This is a genomic window from Amycolatopsis kentuckyensis (assembly GCF_002155975.1).
GTDB classification, from domain to species: domain Bacteria; phylum Actinomycetota; class Actinomycetes; order Mycobacteriales; family Pseudonocardiaceae; genus Amycolatopsis; species Amycolatopsis kentuckyensis.
In genome coordinates this window covers 1-26,722 of record NZ_MUMI01000014.1, presented here as the reverse complement: position 1 = coordinate 26,722, position 26,722 = coordinate 1, and the positions used below count along the sequence as shown (strand labels likewise).

The following is a 26,722-nucleotide window of genomic DNA, read 5'->3' as shown; positions in this document are numbered from 1 at the left end:
GCGAGGTTTTGGTGGGCGGTGGAGCTCCGGCAGGCGGGGCTGCTGGGCGGTGGCCGGTCCGGGTGGGCCGGTTTGGTGGGCGGAAACTGCCCCGGCAGGCTGGTCCGGCGAGCGGCTGCACCCGACCGGCAAGCCGATCCGGCGAGCGGCGCCTACCCCCGACCGGCGAGCCGACTCGGCCGGCGGCTCAGCGCCCGAACCGACCACATCCGCCGCCCAGCTTCAACCGCCGAGCCAGCTCGACAGCGGCCGACCCGGCTACACCGGCTGAGCCCGGGTAGACCCGCCGAGCCGATGACACCGCCGACCCGGCTACATCGGCCGAGTCGGCTTGGCCCGCCGAGCCGAGCTGATCCGCGCCTCCCGCCAGCCGACTCAGTGCCACCCCCATCACGCCGGCTCGGTCAGCGCGAGCAGCGCCCGCCGAAGCGCGGCCGCGCTGGCGTCGCGGGGGTCGAGCAGCTCCGCGGTCTTCACCGCCGCCTCGGCCGCTGCCGATCGATCTCCCGTTGCGGTGTACGCCCGGTGCAACACCAGCCACGTCAAGCCCGTCGCCGCTCGGCCGCCCATCTCCCGGAACTCGTCCAAGCACGCCCGCAGCACCGGGATCGCCTGCCCTGCCCGTCCTTCGCCGATCCAGCCCGCCGCCAGCGCCCGTGTGCACGACAGCTCTCGCGGCCGCTCGTCCAGCTCCCGGGCCAGCTCGCGAGCCTCCCCGAACGCCGCCGTCGCCTCCTCGCGCGCGCCCGTCGCTGCCGAGATCGCGCCGGCCGTGCGCAACGACTTCGCCAGCGCCGATCGCGCCATCGTGCCGCGCAGCAGCTCCACCGACTCCGTGATCGCCGCCACCGCGCGCGGGTCGTCGCCCGTCAGCAGGGACGACCACGCGAACCCGTGCAGCGCCTCGCCGATCACCCGGGCGTCGCCGGCCGATCGGGCCGCCGCCAGCGCCGTCCGGTCGACTTCGTGGGCGTCGGGAATCCGGCCCAGCCGCAACAACGCCGCCGACTCCGCCGCTCGCACCCACCCGAGCTCGGCCGCCGAACCGTCCACAGTGAACAGTTCGTGGGCGTGAGCCGCCGTCTCCAAGGCCTCTTCCGCGCGGCCCAAGCCGATCAGGCAGTGCGCCAGGTTCGCCGACACCCACGCGTGCGTGCGGCGGTCGCCCGAGGACTCCAGTTCCTTGGCGCACGCCCGGTAGCGGACCGCGGCCTCCTCGTACTCGCCACGCGCGTGCCGCAGCAGCGTCAGCGTGGCCTCCGCGACCGTCGCCAGCGGGGGATCGGCGGCCAGCACCGTCTCGTACGCCGCCCGCATGTCGGCGTACTGACCGTGCAGGTACAGGTAGACGCCGAGGCGGTCGAGCAGCAGCAGGGCCTCCCGCGGGCCCAGCGTGCCGATCAGCAGCACCAGGTTCGCGCGCTCGGCGGCGAACCAGTCGTCCGGCCGCGCCAGCAGCCGCTCCACCAGCTCACGCGGCAACGGCTGCGCGGGCGGCTCGGGGGCCGGGGGCGGCATCGGCACCGTGCGCGGCAGCCGGGCCGCCGCCTCGTCGGCCAGCGCGAGCGTGGCCGCCAGTACCGTCCGGAGGCCCTCGCTGGGCGCCGGGTCGCCGAGCTCCGCCGCGTACAGCCGGACGAGGTCGTGCATCCGGTAGCGGCCTTCGCCCGTCGCGTCCGCTCCGCGCGCCTCCAGCAGGCTTGCTTCGACGAGCTCTTCGACGGCCTCGTCCGGGTTGTCGACCAGGGTGGTCACCGCCCAGGCCGGCAGGTCGGCGAGGCGGCAGCGGCCGAGCAAGCGGAACGCGCGCCGCGCGGGCGGGCGCAGGGCTTCGTAGCTCAGCGCGATGCTGCTCCGGACGGCGAGGTCGCTCACGGTCAGCTCGTCGAGCCGGCGGACCTCGTCCTCCAGCCGGCCGGCCAGCTCGCCGAGCCGCAGGTGCGGGCGGATGGCCAGCCTGCTGCCCGCGATCCGCAGCGCCAGCGGCAGCCGCGCGCACGCGGTGATGATCCGCTCGGCGTCGGCGCGCTCCCGGGCCACCCGCGCCCCGGCGAGCCGGTGCAGCAGCTCGGCGGCGTCGGCGCCGGACAGGGGACCGAGGGGCAGCCGGTGCGCGCCGGCCAGCCCGCTCAGCCGTCGGCGGCTCGTCACGAGCACCGCGCAGCCCGGCGTGCCCGGCAGCAGGGTGCGGACGTGCTCGGGGTCGACGGCGTCGTCGAGCACCACCAGCACCCGCCGGTCGGTGAGCCGGCCGCGGAACACCGCCGCGCGCGCCCGGACGTCGTCCGGCACCGCCGGGCCGGGGACGCCCAGCGCGCGCAGCAGGTCGGCCAGCACCTCCCGGATGTCCCGGCCCGCCAGCGGCACGTACAGCTGGCCGTCCGGGAACCGTGCGCGCAGCCGGTGCGCGGCCCGGACGGCGAGGGTGCTCTTGCCCGCTCCCGGCTCGCCGCTGAGCACCGCGACCGGCACGCCGACACCGGCCCCGAGCACGCCGGTCAGCTCCGCCAGCTCGGCCTCGCGGCCGGTGAAGTCCCCGATGTCCGGCGGGAGCTGGCACACCGGCCACACCGCGGGCGGCAGCCGCGGCACCGGGTCCTCGCCGCGCAGGACGGCCGCGTGCACCCGCCGGGCCTCCGCGCCGGGCTCGACGCCGAGCTCCTCGATCAACGTCGTCCGCAGCCGCCGGTAGACCTCCAGCGCGCTGCCCTGCTGGCCGGCCCGGTGCAGCGCGATCATCAGCTGCGCGGCCAGCCGTTCCCGCAGCGGGTGCTCGGTGATCATGGCCTGCAGCTCGCCGGTCAGCTCCCCGTGCCGCCCGGCGGTCAGCTCCGCGTCGACGCAGTCCTCGAACACGGCCAGCCGCTCGGACTCCAGCCGGGCGACGTCGGCGTCGAGCCGCGGCACGTGCAGCCCGGCCAGCACCGGCCCCCGCCACAGCGCGAGCGCCCGCCGGTAGTGCCCCGCGGCGGCCACCGGGTCCGCGGCCCGCCGCCCCTCGGCGACGGCGGCCCGGAAGACGAGCAGGTCGAGCTCCTCCGGCTCGACGTCCAGCCGGTAGCCGGGCGGGCCGTGCTCGACCCGCAGGCCTTCGATCCGCTCGCGCAGCCGCGAGAGGTAGGTGTGCAGGTTGGACGTGGCCGACTTGGGCGGCCCGTCCGGCCACAGCGCCTCGACGAGCACGTCGACGGGGACGTGCCGGCCGGCGTTGAGCAGCAGCACGGCCAGCAGCGTGCGCTGCCGCGCACCGCGCAGGACCGCCCACCGGCCCGGCGGGCTTTCGACGGCGAGCGGACCGAGCACGGCGAAGTGCGCCATGTCACCTTCCCGGGTGTGGTCGACAGGAAAACCACGGTAGCGAAGGGGTACGACAGAACCGGCGGCCGCGGTTCACCCGGTCGGGACGGTCGCCGTCGCGCGTTCCCATTAGGCTCCACCCGGACATTTCAGGACCTACCAGGGGAGCGGTCGTGTCAGCTGGAGGCGGAACCAAGGCGATCCTCGCCGCACTGGGGGCGAACGCCGGGATCGCGGCGGCGAAGTTCGTCGGCTTCCTCGTCACGGGGTCGTCGTCGATGCTGGCCGAGTCGGTGCACTCGCTGGCCGACACCACGAACCAGGGCCTGCTGCTGCTCGGCCAGAAGACGTCGAAGCGGGAAGCGGACAAGGAGCACCCGTTCGGCTACGGCCGGGACCGGTACTTCTACTCCTTCATCGTCGCGCTGATGCTCTTCACGCTCGGCTCGGCGTTCGCGAGCTACGAGGGCATCCACAAGATCAGCCACCCGGAGCCGCTCGAATCGCCGATCGTCGCGGTGATCATCCTGGTGGTCGCGGTCGCGCTGGAGAGCTACAGCTTCTACACCGCGATCGGCGAGTCGAAGAAGATCAAGGGCAACGCGAGCTGGTGGGGCTTCATCCGCCAGGCCAAGGAGCCCGAGCTGCCGGTGGTGCTGCTCGAGGACGCCGGCGCGCTGCTCGGCCTGGTCTTCGCGCTGCTGGGCGTCGGCCTCTCGATCACCACCGGCAACCCGGTCTGGGACGGCATCGGCACCCTGGCGATCGGCGCGCTGCTCGGCGTCATCGCGATCATCCTGATCATCGAGATGAAGAGCCTGCTCATCGGCGAAGGCGCCAACGAGGGCGTCCTCGCCACGATCGTCGACGAGCTCGCCGCGGGCAAGGTCGAGCGCGTCATCCACATCCGGACCCAGTACCTGGGGCCGGACGAGCTGCTGGTCGCGGCGAAGCTGGCGCTGGTGCCGGGGCTCGACACCGCCCAGGTGGCGATGGCCATCGACGACGCCGAGGCCCGGGTCCGGGCCAAGGTGCCGGTGGCCAAGCTGATCTACCTCGAACCGGACCTCGACCGCAGTCTTGCGCGATAACCCGAGATCCACTTCGGCGAACTCGGCAAGCCGTCACGCACCTGACCCGATAGGGTGACCTACTGCGATACATGCAGGCCAGCCGCAGGAGGTCAACGGTGCCCGGAACGGGATTGTGGCGCACTAAATCGATCGAACAGTCCATTGCGGACACCGACGAGCCGGACACCAAGCTCCGGCGGAACCTGAGCGCGTGGGACCTCACGGTCTTCGGCGTCGCCGTCGTCATCGGCGCCGGTATCTTCACGCTGACCGCGCGCACGGCGGGTGACTACGCCGGGCCGTCGGTTTCGCTGGCCTTCGTCTTCGCGGCGATCGCCTGCGCGCTGGCGGCGCTGTGCTACGCCGAGTTCGCCTCGACCGTGCCGGTCGCGGGCAGCGCGTACACGTTCTCCTACGCCACCTTCGGCGAGTTCATGGCGTGGATCATCGGCTGGGACCTGATCCTCGAACTCGCCGTCGGCGCGGCCGCGGTGTCCAAGGGCTGGTCGGTGTACCTCGAGACGGTGCTCGGCTACCTGTTCGGCAAGGGCACGAAGACGACGTTCGACATCGGGAGCGTGACGGTCGACTGGGGTGCGCTGCTCGTCGTGGCGATCCTGACGGTCCTGCTGGCGGTCGGCACGAAGCTGTCTTCGCGGGTCTCGATGGTGATCACCGGGATCAAGGTCGCCGTGGTGCTGTTCGTGATCATCCTCGGCCTCTTCTACATCAAGGGCGCCAACTACACGCCGTACATCCCGCCGGGCGAGACCGGCGGCGCCGGGCAGACCGGGGTCGACCAGTCGCTGTTCTCCCTGATCGCGGGCGGCGCGAGCAGCTCGTTCGGCGTCTTCGGCCTGCTGGCCGGCGCCTCGCTGGTGTTCTTCGCGTTCATCGGCTTCGACATCGTCGCGACCACCGCGGAGGAGACCAAGAACCCGCAGAAGGCCGTGCCGCGCGGGATCATGGGCTCGCTGGCCATCGTCACGGTGCTGTACGTCGCGGTGTCGCTGGTGGTCGTCGGCATGACGTCGTACAAGGACCTGGCGACCAAGGCGGGCGACGGCAGCCACAAGACCCTCGCCACGGCGTTCTCCGCGAACGGCGTCGACTGGGCGGCCAACATCATTTCCTTCGGCGCGCTGGCCGGCCTGACCACCGTCGTCATGGTGCTCATGCTGGGCCAGGTCCGGATCATCTACGCGATGTCGCGCGACGGCCTGATGCCGCGCGGCTTGGCGAAGACCGGCGAACACGGCACGCCGAAGCGCGCGACGCTGATCGTCGGCGGCCTGGTCGCGCTCGCGGCCGGTTTCTTCCCGGCGGACAAGCTCGAAGAAATGGTGAACGTCGGCACGCTCTTCGCGTTCGTGCTCGTCTCGGCGGGTGTGCTCATCCTCCGCCGGACCCGGCCCGACCTGCCCCGCGCGTTCAAGGTGCCGCTGGTGCCGCTGATCCCGATCCTGGCCATCCTGGCCTGCCTGTGGCTGATGCTGAACCTGACCGTGCTGACCTGGCTGCGGTTCGTCGCCTGGATGGTGCTGGGCGTGCTGCTGTACTTCGGCTACAGCCGCCGGCATTCGCTGCTGGGCAAGCGGCAGGCGGAGGAGCCCGAGAAGGTGCCCGAAACCTGACTTGCACGATAAAAGCCCCGCCCGCCTGGACTCCCAGGTCGGCGGGGCTTTTTGCGTTTGGTTGCGTAATGCGAGGTTACGGCTTGATCAAGACGATCTTGCGGTTTGTGCGCAAAGGGGGACCCCGCGTGAGGCCGGGCGTGACGTGCGATACCTTTCGATCCTTCGTGTGCCACGGACGGGTTAATTACAGCCGCGTGATTACTGCGTGCCGTGGCGATGCGATCCCCCAGTTTTGCCGTTCTTCCCCCGTTCGGTACAGGAGACACTCAATGCGCAGACGTACCTTCCGCGGCGCTGTGGCCGTCATGGCGCTCACCACCGCTGCTCTGATGGGAACCGCCGGTTCGGCGTTCGCGTGCGTTCCCGGCGATGACCGGGCCACCGGCACCGTGGGCAACGCCACCAAGTGCAAGGACATCGGTCTCGGCAAGGCCGTCGACGTGAGCGACCAGCTCAAGGTCACCGGTGGCACCTCGAAGGACCAGTACCTGACGGTCACCGGCGTGGCCAAGGGTGTCACGGTCGCCGCCATCGTGGTCAAGGGTGGCAACGAGTACAACACCTACGTGCCGGGCAAGAAGGGCCTCTCCGCCAACCCGCCGTGGGAGAAGCTGCACGCCCCGATGGTCGGCAAGGACTTCAAGAACGTCCCGCAGATCAGCCACTGGTTCGCCTGCGGCACCAAGACGGAGACCCCGCCGGAGACCAGCACGACCGCGCCCACCAGGCCGTCGGCGCCGTCGACCACCCCGAGCGCGAAGCCGAGCACCCCGGCGACCTCGGACACCTCCGTCTCGCCGAGCAGCACCACCGCTCCGGCCGCCGTCCCGGCGGGCAACGAGTCGGGCACCGGCGGCGGCCTGGCCAACACCGGTTTCGACAACAGCTGGCTGATCTGGGTCGGCGCGCTGCTGCTCGCCGCCGGTGGCGGCCTGCTGGCGCTGCTGAAGTTCCGCCGCAAGGCTTCCGAGTGAAGCTGAGCTAGTCCACGGTCGAAGGCCCCTCGCTCCGCGCGCGAGGGGCCTTCACCGTTTCGGGGGGAAGTCCCCGAAGAGCGAGCCCTGCTCGCCCCAGGACGGTTTGCCGAGGCCGGCGGCCATCGCGACGGCGTGGTCCCATTCGGCGTCCACCACGTAGTCCTGGTGCTTGAGCACCCCCGGCGCCCAGCGGTGCCGCCCGGTCGGGCCGCGCAGCGGGTCCGGCAGCCAGTGGTCGCCGCCGAGGATCAGGACGCCGGTGCCGTCGGCCGTCGCCGACACCGGGCCGGAGCCGCCGCCGGGGAGGAACCCGACGCCGTGCAGCCGCCGGTCCGCGACCGAATGCCGCCAGGTCGTCACGCCGCCGCCGAAGATGTCGGTGCCGCGGCACAGGGCCCGCCACCGGCCGTCGAGGTCGGCGAAGAGCCGTTCCAGCGCCTCCTGGGGCAGCAAGGCGGGAAACGCGCGCTGGTAGCCCCACTGCAACGGCGACCCGGCGGTCAGCACGCCGACGCGCTCGAGGTCCGCCTTCGGCAGTTCGGCCGCCAGCCGGGCGGCGGCCATGACCGTGAGCAGGCTGCCGAGGTTGTAGCCGGAGAGCACCACCCGCGTGCCGGGCTCGGCGAGGTGCTCGCGGGCCCGGGCGGCCAGTTCCGGGACGACCTTCAGCGCGTAGCAGGGCGGAACCGTGGGGTGCGCCGCCCGCGGCCAGAAGCAGACCAGGTCGGCCAGCGCACCGAGGTGCCGGCTGCGCTGCGGGGTGCGCGCGGCCGTGTAGACCACGCGCAGCAGGCCCGCGGCCAGCGCGCCGAGGGCGACCACGCCGATCGCCGACAGCGGGCCGAACCAGCCGGGGACCAGCCCGAACCCGAACCGCAGCACCAGCAGGGCGGCGCCGCCCGCGGACATCGCGCTCGCGACCGCCAGCGCCAGGTGGTGCAGGTGCCGCCGTTCCCACGCCGACCGCGCCCAGGCCGCCGCGGCCTGGGCCTCCTGCCGTTCGTCGTGCTCCATCAGCTCGACGATCTCGGGAATGCCGCGCCGCAGCCGGCGCAGCGGGACGGCGACCGCGAAGCCCAGCACGCCGAGCACCGCGGCCAGCGCCAGTCCCGCGCCCCACAGGACCGTGACCAGTAGGTACGTGTCGGGCACCTTCAGGTGCTCCGCACCGGAAAGCCGCCGGAGCGCCTCGGCGAGCCCGGCACCGAAGCCGCCGCCGAGCAGGCCGGCCAGCGCGAGCACCGGCGCGGCCGCCCAGCCGCCCATCCAGGGCCGCAGCCGTTGCGGCTTGTGCTGCCAGCCGGGCCGGGCCAGCAACGCGGCCGGGGCGAGGAACAGGGCGAACAGCACGGTGATGGCGACCAGCGCGGCGCCGAGGCCCTCGACGACGCCGTTCGTGCCCGGCAGCGGGCCCGCGCCCGGCCTGAGCCGGACCGCGGCCACGACGACGAGCAGGGTCGCGAAGGCGAGCACACCGGGCCGGGCGAACCGGCCGGTGTCGACGCCGATCGCGGCGGCGACCACGGTCGCGAGCACCACGGCCAGGGTGATGATCCAGGCCACGAGGTCGACGCTGTCGACCGGCACGCGGAACGGCCCGCCGAGCAGCAGCAGCGCGACCGAGGCCAGCGCCGCGACGGTGTGCAGGCAGCGCAGGGCCGGCGTCTCCGGGTCGGCGCGCATCCGCAGCGGGCCGCCGGTGAGGTCGCCGTCGGCGTGCACCGCCCAGGTCGCGCTCGAAATCCGGTGCAGGACGAAGATCACGCCGAGCAGCGGCAGCACGCCGACGGCGATCCGGGCGGGCACCGTGCGCAGGACGTCGGGGACCACCGGCAGGCAGCCCGACCCGGGCGCGAGGCACTGCGCGGCGAAGAGGTCGAGCGCGATCGCCGCGAGCTGGCCCATCAGCAGCATGGTCAGCAGCAGGGCGCCCACGCGCAGCAGGCCGCGGCAGACGGCGCCGAGGACGCGCGCGAGACGGCTCTCGGGCGAGACCGGCGGCAGCATCCAGAAGGCGACGTTGGCCAGGGAGAACGGGAACAGCAGCGCCCAGGTGGCCTTCGCCGCGCCGCCCGAGGTCATGCCGTGCCAGAGGTAGCCCTCGAGGGTCCGCGGGATCGACCGGCCCAGCGCGGGCAGCACCGGCCCGGGTGCCGGGCGGCGCAGCCGGTCCGCCGGGCGGATCACGCGGCCCAGTCCGTCGCCGGCGACGTCGACGGTCGAAACCGCGTCGAGCAGCGTCTCCCCGCTGGTGCCCACGAGCCCGGCGACGCGGATTTCCACGACGCGGGTGTCCGGGCCGGGCATGGGCACGGTAAGGGCCTCCTAACACTTCTAGGGACAGTCGAGCGGACAACGGTAGTGTTCGGGTGTCATCGAGTCTTGGAGGAATCGCCACTATGACCCCCGAAAGCGTTGCCAAGCGGCACGAGACCCGCAACGGCATCGAGTTCGCCGTCGCCGACCTCGAGGCCGCCGAGTTCGGCCGCAAGGAGATCCGCCTCGCCGAGCACGAGATGCCGGGACTGATGGCGCTGCGGCGCGAATACGCGGAGGTCTACCCGCTGCGCGGGGCGCGCGTCTCCGGCTCGCTGCACATGACCGTGCAGACCGCGGTGCTGATCGAGACCCTGGTGGCGCTGGGTGCCGAGGTGCGCTGGGCGTCCTGCAACATCTTCTCGACGCAGGACCACGCGGCCGCGGCGGTCGTCGTCGGCCCGCACGGCACGACCGAGGAGCCCAAGGGCGTCCCGGTCTTCGCGTGGAAGGGCGAGTCGCTCGAGGAGTACTGGTGGTGCACCGAGCGGATGCTCACCTGGGACGGCGAGGGTCCCAACATGATCCTCGACGACGGCGGTGACGCCACGATGCTGGTGCACAAGGGCACCGAATTCGAGAAGGCCGGCGTCGTGCCGACCCCGGACGAGAACACCTCGGACGAGTTCCGCGTGTTCCTCGAGCTGCTGCGCGCCTCGGTCGCGGCCGACACCGGCAAGTGGACGAAGATCGGCGCGGGCATCCGCGGCGTCACCGAGGAGACGACGACCGGCGTCCTCCGGCTCTACCAGCTGGCGGCGGCGGGCGAGCTGCTGTTCCCGGCGATCAACGTCAACGACGCGGTGACGAAGTCGAAGTTCGACAACCGCTACGGCATCCGCCACTCCCTGATCGACGGCATCAACCGCGGCACCGACGTGCTGATCGGCGGCAAGGTCGCGGTGGTCTGCGGCTACGGCGACGTCGGCAAGGGCGCGGCGGAGTCCCTGCGCGGCCAGGGCGCGCGCGTGATCGTGACGGAGATCGACCCGATCTGCGCCCTCCAGGCGGCGATGGACGGCTACCAGGTCCGCACGCTGGAGAAGGCCCTGCCCGAGGCCGACATCGTCATCACGACGACGGGCAACAAGGACGTCGTGCTGGTCGAGCACATGGCGAAGATGAAGCACCAGGCGATCCTGGGCAACATCGGCCACTTCGACAACGAGCTCGACATGGCCGGGCTGGCGCGCTACCCGGGCATCCGCCGCATCAACATCAAGCCGCAGGTCGACGAGTGGGTGTTCCCGGACGGCAAGAGCATCCTGGTGCTCTCGGAGGGCCGGTTGCTGAACCTCGGCAACGCGACCGGGCACCCGTCGTTCGTGATGTCGAACAGCTTCTCGAACCAGGTGATCGCGCAGATCGAGCTGTTCACCAAGCACGAGGAGTACGACAACGAGGTCTTCCGCCTGCCGAAGAAGCTCGACGAGAAGGTGGCCCGCATTCACCTCGAGGCGCTCGGTGGCGAGCTGACGAAACTGACCAAGGAACAGGCGGAATACATCGACGTGGACGTCGAAGGACCGTTCAAGCCGGAGCACTACCGGTACTGAGAGTTTCGCGTTTTCGCTGGTCAAGGCCGCCCCGAAAGTGTTCGGGGCGGCCTTTTGTTTTGCGTTTGTGACAGTGATAGCACGAATGGGTGACGTGTTATCATGGAGTGGTGAAACAGTTGATCACAAGGATCGACGACGAGCTGCACGCCCGGCTGAAGGCATTGGCCGAAGCCCAGGGGCGCAGCATGAACGACCTGGTCACAGAGGCGTTGAGGGGAATTGTGGCGAAGACGGAGACCCGCGCGGAGTGGAAGCGGCGGATGATCGCCGAAGGCAAGGTCGTGCACGTGGAGCCGCCGGCTCAGGTGCCGACCCTCGATGAGCTCGAAGACCTGTCCCGGGGCTGGGGCACGGCTGTGAGTGAAGCGCTCGACTGGACCCGAGGGGAGTGGTGACCGTGCTGTATGTCGACACCAGTGCGCTGGTCACCGCGTACCTGCCGGACGAGCCGGAGCACGACAAGTTCCGCAAGCTGCTCCTCGAGGGCACTGCCCCGATCTTGAGCAGCGACTTCACCCGCATCGAGTTCGCAGGTGCCCTGACGGCCGCCAAGCGGACCGGCCGGATCCCCGATCCGGCGGCGGTCTTGGCGCACTTCGACCATCTCGTCTCGCCGGAGGGGGACATGGTGCTCATCCCGTTCAACCCGAACCGGGTGATCCCCGCCGCGAAGCGGCTGGTCAGCGAGAACTACCCGGTGCGCACCCTCGACGCGATCCACATCGCCGTCGCGATGCACGACACCGCCGAGCTGACCGGTGGCGAACCCGTCACCTTCGTCACCCGCGACGAGCGCCAGGCCGATGCGGCGAAGGCCAACGGGTTCGAGGTGCTGTGATGGTCGACCTGATGGCAGGCATCGCCGTGCTCGACTACGAGCGGGCGCTGGCCTGGTACGAGAAGCTCTTCGGGGCGCCGCCGACGTTCGTGGTGAGCGAGACCGAGGCGCTGTGGGAGGTCACCGAGCACGGCGCCGTCTTCATCGAGCGGCGTCCGGAGCGGGCCACCGGGCACGCCATGCACGTGCTGTTCGTCGGCGACCTGGACGAGCGCGTCGCGGCGATCTCCGAGCGGGGCATCGAACCGGCGGACCGGGAGGTCTACGACAACGGCGTGCGGAAGCTGCGCTACCGCGACCCCGAGGGAAACGAGATCGGCATCGGCGGGCTGCCCGCGTAGTCTGGGGCCGTTCTTGGCTTCACGAACCTCACGGCCCGGTGGGTAGTCCGGGCGGTCCGCTCCGGGCTCGTTGTCCCGTCCAGGGAAACCGGTGACGCCAGGCTGATCCGTCACGCCTGGAGGTTCCCGATGCGCGGGGTGTTCACGCTGTACCACGACGGCCGGTTCTGGGTCGGCGTCTACGAGATCCACGAGGACGGCCTGGTCCGGGCCGCACGCCACGTCTTCGGCAGCGAGCCGACCAACGCCGAGCTGGCGGTGTTCGCCGCCGGCCGCGACTTCGCCCGCTTGGCCGACGAAGCCCGCGTGGCCCCGCCGGTCCCCGCCGAACAGCGGCCGACGGCCCGGCTCAACGCCAAGCGCCTCGCGAAGCTGGCGAAGAAAGCCCAGGAAGACGAGGGAATCGGCACGGCCGCCCAGCGCGCCCTCCACGACGCGGTCACCCAGCACGCGGCAGAGAACAAAGCGGCCCGCAAACGCCGCGCGGCCGCCGACGCCACCCGCCGCCGAGCCTTGGCCCGCGCCAAAGCCCGAGCCAAACACCGAGGCCACTGAGCGACCGTGTCGACCCCTCAATCACGCGTGTCGACCTCCGAATCACGCGTGTCGACTCTTCCGTCCCACGAGTCCTCAGGCCGCCCGTGATCCAAGGGTCGACATGCGTGACTGGAGGGTCGACACGGGTCAGTTCCACTCGACGGCGACGCCGGCCAGGCCCGGCCCGGCGTCGCTGAAGAACGCGCTGCTCACCCCGCCCATGTCGCACGCCAGTTCCTCCGCGACCACCGGCAGGGCGTCGTCCCGGGCCCGGACCTGGCGCGTGCACCGGGCCGGCAGGGCGTTCCGGTCGAAGCGCAACTGGACCAGGTAACTCGCGCACCGGTCACGCAGCATCCGGTAGTACCCCGGCGACGCCGACCCCGAGTCGTCCCGGACCTCGAAGCAGAACACGTGGATGTCGCCCTCGGCGAGCTTGCGGTCGAACAGCAGCTCCGTCGCCATCGTGTCCGCGTCCGGGTTGCGGCGCATCCGCCCCACCCGGCAGCCCTCGTCCGTGATCAGCTCGACGTCGTCGATGCGGCAGCCCGGGTCGCCGTTGTACACCGTCAGGTACCGGTCCGGCCCGTGCCGGCGTGCGCGCGTCACCAGCCGCGTGCGCAGGCTGACCTGGCGGTGTTCCGCGTCGAACGTGATCGTGTCGTGGACCGACAGCAGCTCGAGGTCCGCGTTGTAGTGGTTCGACGACGGGTACGCGCCGAGCTCGGCCAGCAGGTCCTCGACGATCGACCCCATGTCACCGGACCGCAGGTCGTGGAACGACGCCGCCGGCTGGTGGCCGCGGCGGACCAGTCGCGGCCCGATCAGCACCACCAGGGCGTCCGCGGGCAGCTGGAGGACCGATTCCAGGGCCCGGACCGCCGGCAGCGCCTTCGGCACCTCGGGCTGACGCAGCCCGCGTTGCCAGTAACTCAGCGTCGACTGTCCGATTTGGACCCCGCGCAGCGCGAGGTGCGCGCGCAGCCGGGCCAGCGAGAGCCCGCGATAGGCGATCGCCAGTCTCAGCGCGTGGTGGAACTCGCCGGTGCGGAGCGCCTCGGTCAGCTCTTTGGGCAGTTCGGCGACCGATGCCCGGGTCGTGCGGGCGCCATCGATGATCAGTGGGAGGTTCCCGTCTTGTGCCACCGCTCGTCCCTTCACCCGACCAGTGTGTGCGCTGGGCGTGAACACCGCGGAACGTTCACGGTAGCAGCGTAGAGTGGGCGTGCCGACCCCCGTTCAGGGTGGTTGGCCTCGTTGAGGTGAGCGTTCCGCGTTCCGGCTGTCCCCCGGAACGGTCCGTTCCTCCGGATGGCGTTCTTGCTCCTTGTGACCGCGTTGTTCACCGTTGTGACCACCGCTGGTTCGCCCACTCCTCCACAGGAGGCCATCTGTGCTGGTGAAGTCGAGCCAGGTCCACGCCGTACTGGCCGTGAGCCTGCTGTTGTGCCTGGTCGCGCCGGTCACCGCCGGAGCCGCGCCCGGAGTGCCGTCGACGTACCGGAACCAGATCGTCCTGCAGCTCCAGCAGAAGAACCAGTGGTGCTGGGCGGGCGCGGGCAACACCATCGCCGCCTACCACGGCGCGGCCGTCAGCCAGACGCGGTTCTGCCAGCTGGCGCACGGCGAGACCGGTGTGGACTGCGCCAACCTCCCCGGCACGCTCGCCGACCCGCAGCGCGCCTTCGCCCGGCTCGGCTTCAGCTCGCCCGGCCGCTACCTCGACCGGCGGATCTCCTACGCCGACGTCCGGACGCAGACCGCGGCGGACCGGCCGGTCGAGACCCGCGTCGGCTACCGCTCGGGCGGCGGCCACACGCACGTCCTCTACGGCTACGACACCCGCGGCGACTGGGTGTTCTGGGGCGACCCCGGCCCCGCCAAGCGCTACAACTGGTCGACCTACGGCTACTACACGCAGAATTCGTCCTTCTCCTGGACGCACACGCTCACCGGGATCGCCCGATGAGCAGGCGGGCGATCGTGCTCGCCGTGCTGACGGGCGCGGCGCTGCTGATGACGGCTCCGGTGTCAGGCGCGGCCCAGGCCGCCGGCATCAGCAGCGCCGACGCCTCCGCGGCGCACGGCGCGGCCGCGGGGTTCCAGGACGTCCTGGTCCGGTTCTTCGCCCAGGCACCCGGCGCCCAGGGGCCGGTCTCGGTGCGGATCGCGCCGGACGCCTACCCGGTGTACGAGCTCTCGCCGGACTTCGTCGCCGGCAAGCCCGGTGCGGCGCCAGGTGATTTCGCTTACTTCGCGATCCCCGCGCGTGCCTCGGACGGCCGGACCGCCACCCTCTGGTCGGTCCGCGGCCCGGACGGCACCTGGCAGATCGGCAACATCGCCTCCGGTGACGTCGAGGGCGAGTACGCCCGGAAGCTGCCCGCGGGCGCCCAGCTGCTGCACGAACCGCAGATCGACGCCTGGTACGCGGTCCGGGACGGCCGGGTGACGTCGCTGGCCGACGGCAAAGCGGTCGCCGGCTACCAGCAGACGGTCGAAAACCGCTACGCCGACAAGCTCCCCGGCTCGGCCTACGCCCGTGACGGCGAGGCCGGCGGCTTCGACGCGACTTCCCAGGTGATGCCCCGCGGTGACGGCGGCCCGGCACCGTCCGGTCACGACACCGGCTGGGTGCCGCTGCTGATCCTCGTCGGCGTGCTCGCGGTCAGCGGCGCCGGTTACGTGCTCCACCTCCGGCGGCACCCCGCCTAGACGAACCGGCGGGCCCGGCGTCGATCCCCTTCCACCGAGCCCGCCGGTCCACCACCACTACTGTGACCCCCGTGGGTCGACTGGTGGTCATCGAAGGGCTCGACGGCGCGGGCAAGCGCACGCTCACCGACGGGCTGACGGCGGCGCTGGGCGCCAAGGGCGCGAGCGTGGCGTCGCTGGCGTTCCCGCGCTACGGCAAGAGCGTGCACGCGGACCTCGTCCGCGAGGCGCTGCACCGCGGGCACGGCGACCTCGCCGACTCGGTGTACGGCATGGCGATGCTCTACGCGCTGGATCGCAGCGGAGCCGCGGACGAGATCCGCGCGTTGCGGGACGCGCACGACGTCGTCCTGCTCGACCGGTACGTCGCCTCCAACGCCGCGTACGCGGCCGCGCGCCTGAGGCAGGACGCGGCCGGCGAAGTCGTGAAGTGGGTGTGGGAACTGGAGGTCGGCCGCTTCGGCCTGCCCCGCCCGGACGCGCATCTGCTGCTGCGGGTCGCCCCGGCGGTCGCGGCCGAGCGCGCCGAACGCCGTGCGGAGACCGAGACCGGCCGGGAGCGCGACGCCTTCGAGACCGACGACGGCCTGCAGCGGCGGTGCGCGGCCGTCTACGACGAGCTGGCCGCGTCGGGCTGGCTCGCGCCGTGGCACGTCCTGGACGGCGTCGCGGGCGTCGACCACACAGCGCTGGCGACGACGCTGCTAGGGCAGTAGCCGCGCCGGGTCGAACTGCTCGATCGGGTACGGCGTCGCGCCCGTCACCACCAGGTCGGCGAGGATTTCGCCGACCACCGGGGCGAACTTGAAGCCGTGGCCGGAGAACCCGCACGCGAGCACCACCCGCTCCTCGGCCGGGTGCGGGGCGAGCACGAAGCTTTCGTCGGCCGTGTCGGTGTACATGCAGGTCGCGGCCCGGAGGAACGCGCCGGGCAGCGTCGGGAGGTGCCGCTTCACCACGGACGCGATCTCGTGGACCTCGTCACCGGACACCGCCCGGTCGATGCCGTCGGGCGTGCACGTCCGGCCGCCGCTGTGGAACGCCACCTTCACGCCGTCCGCGGGCGCGTTGTGCGCCGGGAAGCCGTAGAACGTGTAGCCGTCGCCTTCCCAGATGTAGACCGGGTGTTCCCGGAACGGCGCGATCCCGCCCGAGGGCGCGAACCAGTACTGCACCTGCCGCCGGACCGTGAACGCGACGCCGAAGCCGCGCAGCAGCTCGCCGGCCCACGCGCCGGGGCACAACACCAGCCGGTCGGCCGTGTAGTAGTTGTGCGACGTGCCGATGCGCACCCCGCCGGCCGTGGTGCTCCAGGTGAACACCTTCTCCTCGTGGTGCAGCTCGGCGCCGCAGCGCGCGGCGAGCTGCAGGTGTGCGGCGACGCTGCCTTCGGGGGACACCAACCCGGCGCCCGGCTCGTACAGCGCGACTTCGTCGGGAGCCGGCGCCATCGTCGGGAAGCGGCGCCGGATCTCCGCCGCGTCCAGGAGTTCGTGCGGGATGTTGAAGGCCCGCGCCGACGCCGTGCTGCCGGTGATGGTCCGCGACTCCGCCGTGCCGACCATGATCCCGCCGCAGCGGGTGAACAGCCGCCGCCCGCTGTCGCGCTCGAGGCCGTCCCACAGTTCGTGCGCCCGCAGCAGCAGTGGCACGTACTCGGGGCCTTCGAGGTACGCCTGGCGCGTGATCCGCGAACCGCCGTGGCTCGACCCGCGGTTGTGCACCGGCGCGAACTGGTCGACGCCGAGCACCCGCTGCCCGCGCTGCGCCAGCCGGTACGCCGCCGCGCTGCCCATCCCGCCGAGACCGACGACGATCACGTCGTAGTGCGTCATGCCACCCTCCCGGGGACGCGCGTGCCGAAGTGCCCGATCGCCACCGGCGTCCCGGATCCGCAGTACTCCACGGGAAGCCAGGCAAACGCGAGGGCTTGGCCCGTGGTGTGGCCGTACCCGGCGCTGGTGACGTACCCGGCCGGGCGGCCGTCGACGTACACCGGATCGCCGCCTGCCACGACGGTGCCGGTCACCAGCCGGGTCAGCCGCCGGCTCACGGTCGCGGCGGACCGGCCCGCCAGGGCGTCGCGGCCGAGGAAGTAGCCCTTGTCCATCCGGACGGCAGCGCCGAGGCCGGCCTCGTACGGGTCGTGTTCGGTGGTGAAGTCGACCCCGGGCGTGGGGACGCCGGCTTCGAGCCGCAGGCTGGTCAGCGCCTGGTGACCGGCGACGGCGATGCCGCGGTCCCGGAGCGTGTCCCACAGGCGGCGCCCGAAATCCGCCGTGGTGTGCAGTTCCCAGCCCGGTTCGCCCACAGTGGACAGTCGCAGAGCGAGGACCGGCACGTCGCCGACGCAGGTCTCCGCGGCGGAAAAGTCCGTTGTGGACAGTTCGGGGAGGACTTCGTGGGCGAGCGGGCCCCACACGCCGAGGCAGCACGTGCCGGAGGTGGCCTCGTGGATCTGCACCGTGCCGTCGCGTGGCGAATGCCGTCGCAGCCAGCCGGAATCGAGACGCGCGCCGGCGCCGACGTGGAAGCGCTCGTCGCCGAGGCGGGCCACCGTCAAGCGGCCGCGTACGCCACCGTCCTCGCCGAGCAGCAGGGTGGAAGTCGCCGTGCCGGGCGCCTTCGCGAGGTCGCTCGTCGTCATGGCCTGCAGGAACGGCAGTGCGCCGGGACCAGTGACGGCCAGCCGCGGCTCGGCCGTCAGGTCGAACATCGCGCCGCGTTCGCGGGTGACGTGCGCTTCGGCGGCGACCTCGGCCGAGTACCGCTCCGGGCGCGCCCAGCCGTCCGAGGCGCCGAAGTGCGCACCCAGCGCGATCTGCCGTTCGTGGAACGGGCTGGTGCGACCCGGCTTCGCCGAGAACCGGGCGAGGTCGCAGCCGTGCAGGGCCAGCGACGGCTGCCCGTCGACGAGCCACCGCGCCAGCTCGCGCGCGACACCGGCGGAGTGCTCGGGCCGGACGGCTTCGGCGACCCAGAAGCCGTCGATGTCCGGGTGTTCGCCCAGCAGCGGCCGCCCGTCCGGGGTGGCGGGGAGCGCCACCGCCGTGGTGGTCCCGACACCGGCGTCGCGGAGTGCGGGCAGCAGCTCGGCGGCCACGGCGACCCCGACGCCGAGCCGGTCGACGTGCTCGCGGACGTACATCCCGGTGTCGAGGTGGCGCAGCACGGGTTTGCCCGCCTGCGCGTGGTCGTCGTTGTGCCCGGCCAAGTCCGGCAGCGGCGCCGTCAGCAGGTATTCGTGGGTCAGCGGCACCCGCGGCAGGTCCAGTCCGGCGAGCTCGCCGTCGCACGACACGACGACGTCGGCGCGCAAGCGCCCGGCCGCCGTGACGACGCCGGTGACGCGGCCGCCACTGCGCTCGATCGCCGTGACCTCGCCGGTGACGAACCGGGCGCCGCGTCCTCCGGCCCGCCGGGCCTGGGCTTCGGTCGCGCGTTCCGCGTGCAGCAGACCGTCGCCGGGCACGTGGAAGCCGCCGAGGACAGCGGCTTCGTCGAGGAGCGGGTGCAGGTCGGCGCACTCGCGGGGCGTGCGCAGGTAGCCGCGCACGCCCCACGACGTCGCCCAGCCGTGCCGCTGCTTCAGGTCCTCGAGCCGCTCCGGCGTCGTCGCGACTTCGAGGCTGCCCACCGGGTTGAAGCACCACGGGCCGTCGAGACCGCTGTATTTCTCGACGGTGTACTTCGCGAACGCCGTCAGCGTGCGGTCGGCGTGGGTGCGGAACACCAGGCCCGGGTGGTCGGCCGTCGCGCCGTCGCCGAGCACGGTGACGTCGGTCCAGCCGCGCTCGGTCAGCTCGTCGGCCAGCGCCCAGCCGAGCAGGCCGGCGCCGACGACGACCACCCGGGGCCGTGCTGCCATTCGCGGGATCCCTCCGGGCGAGGTTGCGTCTTCGGCAACAACGTGCGTCATGCGAGACGCAGTGTCAAGCACCCGAAACGGTGCCCGCTCAGGCGCGGGTGAACTCCATGACCCAGTTGCTCTCCCAGGTCCGGCCGCCGTCGGCCGAGAACTCCTGCTCCCACCGTGCGGAGGTGGCGGTGATGTCCGACCAGATGAAGTGCGCCTTGATCGGCTTGCCCTCGTGGGTGTCGTCGCCGTAGAAGTCACCCCGGCCGTCGGTGAAGGTGCCCACCACCGGCGGCTCGAGCCGCCCGGTGCGGCTGTTGGCCCAGTAGATCGACCACTCCTGCCGCTCGACGTCGAACAGGCGCAGGGTGAAACCGCGGAAGCCGCGGTCCGGGAACAGGATCTCCTCGGTGTTGCCGCCGCCGTCGAAGAGCGGCGTGCAGGTGCTGGTCCCGGGGAAGGTGTCCCAGTCATCGCAGCCGGAGAACAGGGACTCGAGCCGCCGGTTCGCGACGGTCCAGGAGCCGATGAAGAAGTCGAAGTCGTTCATGACGGTGATCCTCAGGGGCTACCACTGACATCTTTTGTCAGTGGCCGGTGGCAGACTTCGCCGGTGCGCGCGAGCCGGCTGGTGTCCCTGCTGCTGTTGCTGCAGAACCGGGGGAGGATGAGCGCCGCCCGGCTGGCGGCGGAGCTCGGCGTGACCGCGCGGACGGTGTACCGGGACGTCGAAGCGCTCGCGGCGGCCGGCGTCCCGATCTACGCCGAAGGCGGCCCGAACGGCGGCTACCAGCTGATGGACGGCTACCGGACCCGGTTGACCGGGCTGACCGAGGGCGAAGCCGGCTCGCTGTTCCTCACCGGGCTGCCGCAACCGGCCGCCGAGCTGGGCCTCGGCGCCCAGGTGGCGGCCGCCGAGCTCAAGCTGATGGCCGCGCTGCCGACGCCGTACCGCGACGCGTCGGTGCGGATCCGGCAGCGGTTCCACCTCGACGCCCCGGGCTGGTACCGCGAGGCCGACGCCGTCCCCCAGCTGCTCGCGGCCGCGGAAGCGCTGTGGCAGGACCAGATCGTGGAGGTCCGCTACCGCCGCTGGTCGCCGACGCCCGGCGTCGTGACGCGGCGGCTGCACCCGCTCGGCCTGGTCCTCAAGGCCGGGGTCTGGTACCTTGTCGCCGGGCCGGAGCCGCGGACCTACCGCGTCGGCAACATCGAAGAGTTCCGGGCGCTCGACGAGCACTTCACCCGGCCGGACGGCTTCGACCTGGCCGGGTTCTGGCGCGCGCACGTCGAACGCTACGAGGAGAGCGAAGAAGGGAAGACCGCCGTCGTGCGGCTTTCGCCGGCCGGGATCGCCGCCCTGCCCGACATCCTCGGCCCGCGGGCGGCGCGGCTCGCGCGGCGCACGCTCGGACCCGTGGACGCCGAAGGCCGGCAGTGTGCGGAAATCCCGCTGGAGAGCGTGCCCCACGCGGCGGCCGGGCTGCTGCGGCTCGGCGCGGACGCGCAGGTGCTGGCGCCCGCGGAACTGGTGGCGCACATGGGAAGGACGATCCGCGAAATGGCGCGGCTGTACCCCTAGTCCCGGAAATACCCCAGCTGCGCGGAAAGCTCCTCCGCCGCCTCGGTCATCGGCTTCACGATCTGCTTCACCCGCTGCTTCGAAAGCCGGTACGACGGCCCGGAAGCGCTCATCGCGGCGACGACGTCCCCGCCCGGGCCGTGGATCGGCACGGCGACGGCGTGCATGCCGAGCTCGAGTTCTTCGTAGCAGGCCGCATAACCGTCCTCGACCACCCGGTCCAGCTCGGCCAGCAGCTCTTCCGGCTCGACCGTCGTGCGCGGGGTGTACTGCTCGAGCTTCCGCTTCAGCACCCGCTTGCGCTCGGTTTCCCCCATGTACGCCAGCAGGATCTTGCCGCTGGAGGTCGCGTGCAGCGGTGTCCGCTGGCCCGTCCAGTTCTGCGTGGTGATCGCGGCCGAGCCGCGGGCCTGGCTGATGTTGATGGCGACGCCGTCGTCGGCGATCGCGATGTTCACCGTCTCGCCCAGTTCCTCGGCCAGCGCCAGGCAGCTGGCCCGGCCGAGTTTCGCGAGGTCCATCCGGCCGGTCGCGGCGCCGGCCAGCCGGACGACGCCGAACCCGATGGCGTACTTCCCGCGTTCGCCGAGCTGCTCGACCAGGCCTCTGGTCTCCAGGACGCTGAGCAGGCGCGACGCCGTCGACTTGTGCACGCCCAGCTCACCCGCGATCTCGGTGATGCCGGTTTCGCCGTTGCGCGCGAGCAGTTCCAGCACGCTGATGGCCCGGTCGACCGATTGCACCTGGCTCTGAGTTGCGTTGCCCGAGTCCTGGTTCCGCATGGCGCAACAGTATCCGTTTCGCGGAGTTCCTATCGGCTGAGTGGGCGAATCTCTTGACGGGGACGTCCTCGACGTCGGATTGTTGCGCAAGGGGCGCATCGTCTCGCAATGCGCAACTTTCACGTACCGTCCCGGCATCCCGCCAGTCGTTACCGGAGGCCCCGATGATCCGCGCCTGCGCCGTCGCCGACCTGCCCGAAGGGGAGGCGCTCCGCCTCGACGGTCCCGCTCCGATCGCGGTGTTCCACACCGAGGACGGCTTCTTCGCCGTCGACGACACCTGCACCCACCAGGACGCCTCGCTCGCCGACGGCTGGCTCGAAGGCTGTTCCGTCGAATGCCCGCTGCACGCCGCGCGGTTCGACCTGCGCACCGGCGCGCCCACCTGCCTGCCGGCGAAGGAACCCGTGCGGACCCACCGCGTGGTCGTCACCGACGGCGTGGTGTACGTCGACGCGCCCGTGCCGGCCGTTCCCTGAGCCCCCTTCACAGGTCCGTGGAGGCCGCACCGGGGTTCCGGCGCGGCCTCCACGGACCGTCCAAAGCGGCCGGTACCGGCACCCGGATGGAGCAGGCAGCGCGGGCGATCTTGATCTTTCTGGTGGTCAAACACGCGGGTCGTGCGTGCGGGCGCCGGAACTAGTGCGAATATGTGGACATGAAGGCACGTGTTCTCGTGGTCGACGACGACCCCGCCCTCGCGGAGATGCTCACCATCGTGCTCCGTGGGGAGGGGTTCGACACGGCGGTGGTCGCCGACGGCTCACGCGCGCTGCCCGCGCTGCGTGAGCTGAAACCCGACCTCGTCCTGCTCGACCTGATGCTGCCCGGGATGAACGGGATCGACGTCTGCAAGGCGATCCGCGCCGAGTCCGGGGTGCCGATCGTCATGCTCACCGCCAAGAGCGACACCGTCGACATAGTGCTCGGCCTGGAGTCCGGCGCCGACGACTACGTCGTCAAGCCGTTCAAGCCGAAGGAGCTGGTCGCGCGGGTCCGGGCCCGCATGCGCCGCACCGAGGCCGAGCCGGCGGAGTCGCTCACCATCGGCGACCTGGCGATCGACGTGCCGGGCCACGAGGTCACGCGCGAAGGCAAGGCCATCCCGCTGACCCCGCTGGAGTTCGACCTGCTGGTGGCCCTGGCCCGCAAGCCGCGCCAGGTGTTCACCCGCGAGGTGCTGCTGGAGCAGGTGTGGGGCTACCGGCACGCGGCCGACACCCGGCTGGTGAACGTGCACGTCCAGCGCCTGCGGTCGAAGGTGGAGAAGGACCCGGAGCACCCCGAGGTGGTGTTGACCGTTCGCGGCGTCGGGTACAAGGCCGGCCCTCCGTGATGAGTCGATGAGCACGGAGACCGGCAGACGGCTCCCCGCGTTCGCGCGTTCGACGGCACGCCTGGTGCGGCGTGTCGTCGTTTTCGCGCGCCGTCGCGCGGTCGCGTTCAACGAGCTGTGGAAGCACTCGCTGCAGTTCCGCGTCACGGTGTCGACGCTCGCGCTCTCCTCGGCCGTGGTCTTCGTGCTGGGCATGGTCCTGCAGAACCAGATCACCGAACGGCTGCTGGACACCAAGCGCACGGCGGCGATCGCGCAGACCCGCGCGGCGGCGGAGACGGCCGCCGGTGAGCTCGTCGGCCTCGGCTCCTCCGAGAACGACGAGGCGCTCCGGAACCGGCTCGAAAACGCGCTGAAGAAGATCGCGATCACGCCGACCAGCCAGGACGCGGCCGGGTCGGCGGCCGGCACGTTCGTCCCGGTCCTGGCCAGCGGCGGGCACGACCAGTCCGGCGCGGTGCGGTCGTCCGCGGGCCCGTTCGAGAACGTGCCGCCGCGGCTGCGCCAGTTCGTCGAAGCCGACCAGATGAGCTTCCTCGAGCACACCGTCCCCGAGGCCGGCGGCGGGCGCACGACGTACCTGATCGTCGGCACCCCGCTGAGCACCGTGGCCACCCCGCTCCAGCTGTACTTGCTGTTCCCGCTGACGACCGAGCAGAACACCGTCGCGACGGTGCAGAACACGCTGCTGGTCGGCGGGCTCGTGCTGCTGCTCCTGCTGGCCGGCATCACGAACCTGGTGACCCGGCAGGTGGTGCGCCCGGTCCGGCAGGCCGCCGCGGCCGCCGAGCAGTTCGCCGGCGGCGACCTCGACCAGCGCCTCATCGTGCTCGGCGAAGACGACCTCGCGAAGCTCGCGGTGTCCTACAACGGGATGGCCGCCAGCATCCAGCGCCAGATCCGCCAGCTCGAGGAGTTCGGCGGCCTGCAGCGCCGGTTCACCTCCGACGTCTCGCACGAGCTGCGCACGCCGCTGACCACCGTCCGGATGGCCGCGGACGTGCTGCACGCGTCCCGCGAGCAGTTCCCGGCCGGGCTCGCGCGGTCGACGGAGCTGCTGGTCGACGAGCTCGACCGGTTCGAAGCGCTGCTCGGCGACCTGCTGGAGATCAGCAGGCTCGACGCGGGTGTGGAGGAGCTGGCCGCGGAGTTCATCGACGTCCGCCCGATCGCCACCCGCGCGGTCGAGCAGGTGCGGGTGATCGCCGGCAACGCGGGCAGCTCGGTCGAGCTGGTGCTGCCCGAGGAAGAGGTGATCGCCGAGGTCGACGCCCGGCGCGTCGAGCGGATCCTGCGCAACCTGCTCGCCAACGCCGTCGACCACAGCGAGGGCAAGCCGGTGGTGCTGACCGTCGGGGCGAACGAAACCGCCGTCGCCATCACGGTCCGCGACCACGGGGTCGGCCTGCGGCCGGGCGAGGCGGACCTGGTGTTCAACCGGTTCTGGCGCGCCGACCCGTCGCGCAACCGGCGCACCGGCGGCACCGGGCTGGGCCTGGCGATCAGCCAGGAGGACGCCCGCCTGCACGGCGGCGAGCTCGACGCGTGGGGCGAGCCCGGCAACGGCGCCTGCTTCCGGCTCCTGCTGCCGCGCCACCAGGACGTGCCCGCGGGGGAGTCGCCGCTGGTCCTGCCGCCGCCCGACCGGTTCGCCACCGAGGTGCCGCTCGGGGTCATCGACGTCACGCCGGCGCCGGAGGCGATCTTCGCGGAACGTGAGGGAATCGGTCAGTGAACCACCAGGTTTTCCGGGGGTCCGGATGGCGGAGCCCCCGGCCCGGGGCGAAGCTCCGGATGAACCGGCTCGTGCTGCTGGTCCTCTGCGGGGTGCTGCTCGCGGGCTGCGCGAACGTGCCGCTGGAGTCGCAGCCCCAGGTGGTGTCCGGGGAGCGCCAGGGCCAGAGCCCCGGTGACGTCGTGCCGGAGCCGCCGCCGGGCATCGACCCGCTGTCGCTGGTCCGCGCCTTCGTCGGGGCGACGCTCAAGCCGGGGCAGAACAACGCCGCCGCCCGCGCCTTCCTGGACGAGCAGGGCCGGGCGAACTGGCGGCCGAGCCGCAACCTCACGATCATCCAGGACACCTTCGGCACGGTCTACGACACCGCCCCGCCGCCGGACCCGAACACGCAGGTCGTCAACGTGCGCGGGATCGACATCGGCACGCTGGACCAGAGCAGCGCGTTCGTGCCGGACTACACCTCGGCGCTGCTGCAGGTGAAGGTGCGCAGGCAGGCGAACAACCAGTGGCGGATCGTCGACCCGCCCGCGGACCTGTACGCGACCGAGTCCGACTTCAGCGAGAACTACACGCCGGTGCCGGTGAGCTTCTACTCCGAGTCGTCGGCCACCTTCGTCCCCGATCGGCGCTACGTCGTCGCGAAGCCGCAGTCGGGGCTGCCGGGGCGGGTGATGGACCTGCTGGTCAGCGGGCCGTCCACGAGCCTGTCGGGCGCGGTGAAGAACCTGCTCGGCGAGCCCATCGAGATCGACACGAACGTCAAGAGCCTCGACGACGGGACGCTGGTGGTGCCGCTGACCGGGCTCTCGGGGGTGCCCGACGACATCCGGAACCTGATCGCCGCGCAGATCGTGCTGTCGCTGCAGTACGTCACGTCGGCCCGGATCCGCATCCTCGCCGACGGCGCCCCGCTGGTGCCGAACCACCCGGACTGGCGGCAGAACGACCTGCCGGCGTACGGCGCGTCGCTGCAGATCAGCTCGCAGCTGCTGGGCATGATGACGGTCGGCGGCCGGGTCCGGTCCCTCGGTGACGGCGCCCCGGTGGGCGGCCCGGCGGGCAACGGCGGGTACGACGTGGTGAGCGCGGCCCAGTCGATCGACGGCAAGCGCCTGGCGGTGGTGGAGCGCAGCGGCGGCGGCGTCCGCCTGCGGATCGGCGACCTCGGCCGCGACCTGGCGTTGACCCCCCTCGGCGGCAGTTCCCTGACCCGCCCGACGTGGCGTCCCGGTACTGGTGAGCTGTGGACGGTGGTCGACGGGCTGTCGGTGGGCCGCATGGTGCTCGACCAGAACGGCCACTGGACGGCGCTGAGCGTCAACGCCACGGACCTGACCCAGCAGGGTGACATCACGGAACTCCGGTTTTCCCGCGACGGCGCCCGCGTGGCGGCGGTGATCAAGGGCCAGCTGTGGGTGGCGGCGGTGGTCGTCAACGGCGACTCGGTGTCCCTGCGCGAGCCCCGCCACCTCCAGCCCCACGACCTCGAGGACGTCGTCGACGTCGATTGGGTGGCGCCGGACAGCCTGGTGACGGTCACGAAGTCGTCGTCCCAGCCGGTGGTCAAGGTGACGGTGGACGGCCAGCGCCTGGACGCGTTCAACAGCAGCAACCTGACCCCCACGGTCCACGGCGTGACGGCGGCCCCCAACCACCAGATAGTGGTGGCGGACGCCAACGGCCTCTGGACGGCATCGGTGCTGGGTGAGGTGTGGCGCCCCCACAGCCACACGATGAAGGACGCGGATCCGTTTTATCCGGGCTGATCTTTCACTCGGGTGAGTGACGTCCGAGCGTCCGAAACTGTCGGTGCCGGTCGTGACACTGTCCGTGTGCTGAAGAGACTGATCGATCTGCTGATCCCGAGCCGCTNNGGGCCGCCGGTTGCTGATCGCGTACAAGGAGCGGGGGCGCCGGGACTTGGCGCCATCCTTGGGGCGGGTTTTGGCGGAGGCGTTGGTGGCGCTGCCGCTGAGGTCGGCTGCGCCTGTGGGGCCGGGTGAGGCTCCGGCTGGGCTGGGTGCCGGTCGGACCCGGCCGGGCGGGGTCTTGGAGTGGCCGGAAGGTGCTCACCCAGGCCGGGCGGGTGTTCGGGCCCGGCCGGGTGGGGTTCTGGCGTTGCCGAGCGGTGCCTGGGC

General features: G+C 71.9%; 23 protein-coding genes. 16 read left to right on the top strand and 7 right to left on the bottom strand.

Going from position 1 to position 26,722, the window contains the following annotated elements; genetic code table 11:
- Positions 1–390: 390 nt before the first annotated feature.
- Complete coding sequence (locus CCN39_RS01195; RefSeq protein ID WP_086837945.1) at positions 391–3,318, bottom strand: AfsR/SARP family transcriptional regulator; 2,928 nt, start codon at positions 3,316–3,318, stop codon at positions 391–393.
- Positions 3,319–3,470: 152 nt separating this feature from the next.
- Here CCN39_RS01195 and CCN39_RS01190 point away from each other — a divergent pair, with 152 nt between their 5' ends.
- From CCN39_RS01190 to CCN39_RS01180, 3 genes are all read left to right on the top strand, one after another.
- A complete protein-coding gene (locus CCN39_RS01190; RefSeq protein ID WP_086837944.1) occupies positions 3,471–4,388 on the top strand; it encodes a cation diffusion facilitator family transporter in 918 nt (305 codons plus the stop codon).
- A 98-nt stretch (positions 4,389–4,486) separates the two neighbouring features.
- Positions 4,487–6,004 carry an amino acid permease gene (locus tag CCN39_RS01185; RefSeq protein WP_086837943.1) on the top strand — a complete coding sequence of 506 codons (1,518 nt, stop codon included), beginning with the start codon at positions 4,487–4,489 and terminating at the stop codon, positions 6,002–6,004.
- 272 nt (positions 6,005–6,276) lie between these two features.
- The gene (locus CCN39_RS01180) at positions 6,277–6,981 is read left to right on the top strand and encodes an LPXTG cell wall anchor domain-containing protein (protein ID WP_086837942.1); all 705 of its coding nucleotides are present in this window, start codon (positions 6,277–6,279) and stop codon (positions 6,979–6,981) included.
- Between the two features lie 51 nt (positions 6,982–7,032).
- Here the strand turns inward: CCN39_RS01180 and CCN39_RS01175 are convergent, their stop codons facing one another.
- Positions 7,033–9,291 carry a hypothetical protein gene (locus tag CCN39_RS01175; RefSeq protein ID WP_086837941.1) on the bottom strand — a complete coding sequence of 753 codons (2,259 nt, stop codon included), beginning with the start codon at positions 9,289–9,291 and terminating at the stop codon, positions 7,033–7,035.
- Between the two features lie 92 nt (positions 9,292–9,383).
- On the opposite strand from CCN39_RS01175, the gene ahcY reads away from it, so the two are divergent.
- The 5 genes from ahcY (at position 9,384) to CCN39_RS01150 (ending at position 12,593) form a co-directional block, all read left to right on the top strand.
- Complete coding sequence (ahcY, locus tag CCN39_RS01170) at positions 9,384–10,856, top strand: adenosylhomocysteinase (protein ID WP_086837940.1); 1,473 nt, start codon at positions 9,384–9,386, stop codon at positions 10,854–10,856.
- A gap of 110 nt (positions 10,857–10,966) precedes the next feature.
- The gene (locus CCN39_RS01165) at positions 10,967–11,254 is read left to right on the top strand and encodes a toxin-antitoxin system HicB family antitoxin (RefSeq protein ID WP_086837946.1); all 288 of its coding nucleotides are present in this window, start codon (positions 10,967–10,969) and stop codon (positions 11,252–11,254) included.
- Positions 11,248–11,697 (top strand): PIN domain-containing protein, encoded by a 450-nt coding sequence (locus tag CCN39_RS01160; RefSeq protein WP_086837939.1) that lies wholly within the window; start codon positions 11,248–11,250, stop codon positions 11,695–11,697. Before CCN39_RS01165 ends, CCN39_RS01160 begins: the two co-directional genes overlap by 7 nt.
- Positions 11,697–12,038, top strand: a complete 342-nt coding sequence (locus tag CCN39_RS01155; protein ID WP_208630094.1) for a VOC family protein — start codon at positions 11,697–11,699, stop codon at positions 12,036–12,038. The genes CCN39_RS01160 and CCN39_RS01155 overlap by 1 nt, the downstream gene beginning before the upstream one ends.
- A 129-nt stretch (positions 12,039–12,167) precedes the next feature.
- The gene (locus tag CCN39_RS01150; protein WP_086837937.1) at positions 12,168–12,593 is read left to right on the top strand and encodes a YjdF family protein; all 426 of its coding nucleotides are present in this window, start codon (positions 12,168–12,170) and stop codon (positions 12,591–12,593) included.
- Between the two features lie 129 nt (positions 12,594–12,722).
- Here the strand turns inward: CCN39_RS01150 and CCN39_RS01145 are convergent, their stop codons facing one another.
- Positions 12,723–13,721: a hypothetical protein gene (locus CCN39_RS01145; RefSeq protein WP_003085563.1), complete on the bottom strand. Its 999-nt coding sequence runs from the start codon at positions 13,719–13,721 to the stop codon at positions 12,723–12,725.
- A gap of 247 nt (positions 13,722–13,968) precedes the next feature.
- Here CCN39_RS01145 and CCN39_RS01140 point away from each other — a divergent pair, with 247 nt between their 5' ends.
- The 3 genes from CCN39_RS01140 (at position 13,969) to CCN39_RS01130 (ending at position 16,006) form a co-directional block, all read left to right on the top strand.
- The gene (locus CCN39_RS01140; protein ID WP_086837936.1) at positions 13,969–14,544 is read left to right on the top strand and encodes a papain-like cysteine protease family protein; all 576 of its coding nucleotides are present in this window, start codon (positions 13,969–13,971) and stop codon (positions 14,542–14,544) included.
- The gene (locus tag CCN39_RS01135; RefSeq protein WP_086837935.1) at positions 14,541–15,290 is read left to right on the top strand and encodes a hypothetical protein; all 750 of its coding nucleotides are present in this window, start codon (positions 14,541–14,543) and stop codon (positions 15,288–15,290) included. The genes CCN39_RS01140 and CCN39_RS01135 overlap by 4 nt, the downstream gene beginning before the upstream one ends.
- Positions 15,291–15,352: 62 nt before the next feature.
- Positions 15,353–16,006, top strand: coding sequence for a dTMP kinase (locus CCN39_RS01130; protein ID WP_086837934.1), 654 nt, complete (start codon positions 15,353–15,355; stop codon positions 16,004–16,006).
- On the opposite strand, the gene solA is transcribed toward CCN39_RS01130, so the two are convergent.
- The 3 genes from solA to CCN39_RS01115 form a co-directional block, all read right to left on the bottom strand.
- On the bottom strand, positions 15,995–17,125 hold the full coding sequence (solA, locus tag CCN39_RS01125) for an N-methyl-L-tryptophan oxidase (RefSeq protein WP_086837933.1): 1,131 nt from the start codon (positions 17,123–17,125) through the stop codon (positions 15,995–15,997). The genes CCN39_RS01130 and solA overlap by 12 nt on opposite strands.
- Positions 17,122–19,158, bottom strand: a complete 2,037-nt coding sequence (locus tag CCN39_RS01120) for an FAD-dependent oxidoreductase (RefSeq protein WP_086837932.1) — start codon at positions 19,156–19,158, stop codon at positions 17,122–17,124. Before CCN39_RS01120 ends, solA begins: the two co-directional genes overlap by 4 nt.
- Positions 19,159–19,246: 88 nt before the next feature.
- Positions 19,247–19,696, bottom strand: a complete 450-nt coding sequence (locus tag CCN39_RS01115) for a hypothetical protein (RefSeq protein ID WP_086837931.1) — start codon at positions 19,694–19,696, stop codon at positions 19,247–19,249.
- 63 nt (positions 19,697–19,759) lie between these two features.
- On the opposite strand from CCN39_RS01115, the gene CCN39_RS01110 reads away from it, so the two are divergent.
- Positions 19,760–20,728, top strand: coding sequence for a helix-turn-helix transcriptional regulator (locus CCN39_RS01110; RefSeq protein WP_086837930.1), 969 nt, complete (start codon positions 19,760–19,762; stop codon positions 20,726–20,728).
- Here the strand turns inward: CCN39_RS01110 and CCN39_RS01105 are convergent.
- Entirely contained in the window at positions 20,725–21,510 is a 786-nt protein-coding gene (locus tag CCN39_RS01105; protein WP_086837929.1) for an IclR family transcriptional regulator, read from the bottom strand. The two genes, CCN39_RS01110 and CCN39_RS01105, sit on opposite strands and share 4 nt — an antisense overlap.
- Before the next feature lie 164 nt (positions 21,511–21,674).
- Here CCN39_RS01105 and CCN39_RS01100 point away from each other — a divergent pair, with 164 nt between their 5' ends.
- From CCN39_RS01100 to CCN39_RS01085, 4 genes are all read left to right on the top strand, one after another.
- Entirely contained in the window at positions 21,675–21,989 is a 315-nt protein-coding gene (locus tag CCN39_RS01100; protein WP_086837928.1) for a bifunctional 3-phenylpropionate/cinnamic acid dioxygenase ferredoxin subunit, read from the top strand.
- A 179-nt stretch (positions 21,990–22,168) separates the two neighbouring features.
- Complete coding sequence (gene mtrA, locus CCN39_RS01095; protein ID WP_005150760.1) at positions 22,169–22,846, top strand: MtrAB system response regulator MtrA; 678 nt, start codon at positions 22,169–22,171, stop codon at positions 22,844–22,846.
- A gap of 7 nt (positions 22,847–22,853) precedes the next feature.
- Positions 22,854–24,581 (top strand): MtrAB system histidine kinase MtrB, encoded by a 1,728-nt coding sequence (gene mtrB / locus CCN39_RS01090; RefSeq protein WP_086837927.1) that lies wholly within the window; start codon positions 22,854–22,856, stop codon positions 24,579–24,581.
- A gap of 59 nt (positions 24,582–24,640) precedes the next feature.
- Positions 24,641–26,350, top strand: coding sequence for an LpqB family beta-propeller domain-containing protein (locus CCN39_RS01085; RefSeq protein WP_086837926.1), 1,710 nt, complete (start codon positions 24,641–24,643; stop codon positions 26,348–26,350).
- Positions 26,351–26,722: the final 372 nt, after the last annotated feature.

Bases quoted from the DNA above. Each gene is read 5' to 3' on its own strand.
- CCN39_RS01105 (WP_086837929.1), bottom strand. From the start codon at position 21,510: ATGCGGAACCAGGACTCGGGCAACGCAACTCAGAGCCAGGTGCAATCG.
- CCN39_RS01155 (WP_208630094.1), top strand. From the start codon at position 11,697: ATGGTCGACCTGATGGCAGGCATCGCCGTGCTCGACTACGAGCGGGCG.
- CCN39_RS01120 (WP_086837932.1), bottom strand. From the start codon at position 19,158: ATGGCAGCACGGCCCCGGGTGGTCGTCGTCGGCGCCGGCCTGCTCGGC.
- CCN39_RS01115 (WP_086837931.1), bottom strand. From the start codon at position 19,696: ATGAACGACTTCGACTTCTTCATCGGCTCCTGGACCGTCGCGAACCGG.
- CCN39_RS01085 (WP_086837926.1), top strand. From the start codon at position 24,641: ATGAACCGGCTCGTGCTGCTGGTCCTCTGCGGGGTGCTGCTCGCGGGC.
- mtrB (WP_086837927.1), top strand. From the start codon at position 22,854: ATGAGCACGGAGACCGGCAGACGGCTCCCCGCGTTCGCGCGTTCGACG.
- CCN39_RS01135 (WP_086837935.1), top strand. From the start codon at position 14,541: ATGAGCAGGCGGGCGATCGTGCTCGCCGTGCTGACGGGCGCGGCGCTG.
- solA (WP_086837933.1), bottom strand. From the start codon at position 17,125: ATGACGCACTACGACGTGATCGTCGTCGGTCTCGGCGGGATGGGCAGC.
- CCN39_RS01195 (WP_086837945.1), bottom strand. From the start codon at position 3,318: ATGGCGCACTTCGCCGTGCTCGGTCCGCTCGCCGTCGAAAGCCCGCCG.
- CCN39_RS01150 (WP_086837937.1), top strand. From the start codon at position 12,168: ATGCGCGGGGTGTTCACGCTGTACCACGACGGCCGGTTCTGGGTCGGC.
- mtrA (WP_005150760.1), top strand. From the start codon at position 22,169: ATGAAGGCACGTGTTCTCGTGGTCGACGACGACCCCGCCCTCGCGGAG.
- CCN39_RS01180 (WP_086837942.1), top strand. From the start codon at position 6,277: ATGCGCAGACGTACCTTCCGCGGCGCTGTGGCCGTCATGGCGCTCACC.
- CCN39_RS01175 (WP_086837941.1), bottom strand. From the start codon at position 9,291: ATGCCCGGCCCGGACACCCGCGTCGTGGAAATCCGCGTCGCCGGGCTC.
- CCN39_RS01100 (WP_086837928.1), top strand. From the start codon at position 21,675: ATGATCCGCGCCTGCGCCGTCGCCGACCTGCCCGAAGGGGAGGCGCTC.
- ahcY (WP_086837940.1), top strand. From the start codon at position 9,384: ATGACCCCCGAAAGCGTTGCCAAGCGGCACGAGACCCGCAACGGCATC.